This window comes from Brevundimonas sp. UBA7506, from assembly GCF_002479495.1.
Lineage (GTDB): Bacteria > Pseudomonadota > Alphaproteobacteria > Caulobacterales > Caulobacteraceae > Brevundimonas.
Window position 1 is genome coordinate 1 of record NZ_DLNQ01000015.1, and the last position, 1,756, is coordinate 1,756.

Annotated in this window: 1 protein-coding gene; it reads right to left on the bottom strand. The window is 68.9% G+C overall.

What is annotated here, in order from left to right:
• Positions 1-1,488: methyl-accepting chemotaxis protein (locus tag B3K53_RS12550; protein WP_292084734.1), on the bottom strand; the 1,488-nt coding region annotated here is incomplete at its 3' end.
• Between the last annotated feature and the right edge of the window lie 268 nt (positions 1,489-1,756).

Consider the following 1,756-nt stretch of genomic DNA (forward strand, 5'->3'; position numbering starts at 1 on the left):
GATCAGGGTCTTGATCTCCTTGGCCGCCTCGGCCGAGCGCTGGGCCAGGGCCCGCACTTCCGAGGCCACCACGGCGAAGCCGCGGCCGGCGTCGCCCGCGCGGGCCGCCTCAACGCCCGCGTTCAGGGCCAGGAGGTTGGTCTGGAAGGCGATCTCGTCAATCACCCCGATGATGTTGCCGATCTGGGCCGAGGACTGCTCGATGGCGTTCATCGCCTCGACCGCGTCGCGGACGATGACGCCGCTCTTCTCGGCGTCGCCGCGGGCCGACTGGACCACGCCAGAGGCTTGCCGGGCGCCGTCCGCGGTGCGGTTCACCGTGGCGGTGATCTGATCCAGGGCGGCGGCGGTTTCCTCCAGCGAGGCCGCCTGCTGCTCGGTGCGGCGCGACAGGTCGTCGGAGGCTTGGCTGATCTCGCTCGAACCCGAACGGATGGCGGCGACGTTGTCGACGACCACGGCCACAGCCTGCTCCAGCTGGGCGATGGCGGTGTTGAAATCGGTCTTCAGCTGCTCGGAACGGGCCGCCACCTGGGCGGTCATGCGGTGGGTCAGATCGCCGTTAGCCATGGCCTGCAGACCCTGGCCCAGGGCCGTGAAGGCGATGCGGTCCTCCTCGGCGGTGCGGGCCTTCTCGGCCTCGACGCGCGCGCGCTCCTCCTCGGCGGCGGCGCGCTGGGCCGCCGCTTCCGCTTCCAGACGCTCGTTGGCGATGGCCGCGTCGCGGAACACTTCCAGAGCCCCGGCCATGCGGCCGATCTCGTCATGACGCGCCAGCCCCGGAATGGCCGAAGCCTTGTCCCCGTCAGCCAGCCGCTTCATGCGGTCGGCCAGGGCCACGACCGGCCCGGCGACCGAACGCCCCAGCATCCAGCCGGCCACGCCCATGGCCACAGCCACGGCCAGGGCCATCCCGCCCAGGGTCAGGGCGGCGCCGGCCACGGCCGCGACGATCTGATCCGTATAGACGCCCGAACCGATGACCCAGCCCCAGGGCTTGAAGGCCTTGACGTAGGAGACCTTGGACGCCGGTTCTTCCTGCCCCGGCTTGGCCCAGCGGTAGTTGAGGAAGCCCGCGCCGTCTCGGCGGGCGATTTCGGTCATTTCACGGAACATGAAGACGCCGTCGGCGTCGGTCTTGGCGCTCAGGTCCTGACCTTCCAGCTGCGGGCTGAAGGGGTGCATGACCATACGCGGCTGCATGTCGTTGACCCAGAAATAGTCGTCCTGGCCGTAGCGCAGGGCGCGCAGGGTCGACAGGGCCGCCGCCTGGGCCTGGGGCCGCGTCATGACGCCCGCCTGTTCCTGGGCCTGATAGTGGGACACGACGCTATGGGCGACCTCGACCGTCTTCCTGGTCCGGTCGGCGATCTCGGCGCGCATCACGCCGTCGAGCTTCATCAAGGAGAGGCCCGTCACCAGAAGCAGGCCGGCCACCGCCAGCACCGACAGCAGGTTCACCCTGCCGCCGATCGTCAAACTACGCATCGTCATATCCCCTGACTGTCAGGGGCAGAATGAAGAACCCCGGTAAACGCAGCGGAAAACCGGCGGTGCGTAGAAATCCCTGCGTACAATTCCCTATTGCCGCGACGTCAAGATGGATGGCCGCAGACCGAGGGACGCCGACGACGAGGAGCGCAAGCCGCCCCTCGTCGTCTCAGCCGTGATCAGAACTCTTCCCAGCCGTCTTCAATGGGCTGCGCCTTAAGAGCGGCGCCGCCGCGGCCGACGGTCTTGAGGGCGGCGATGGTCT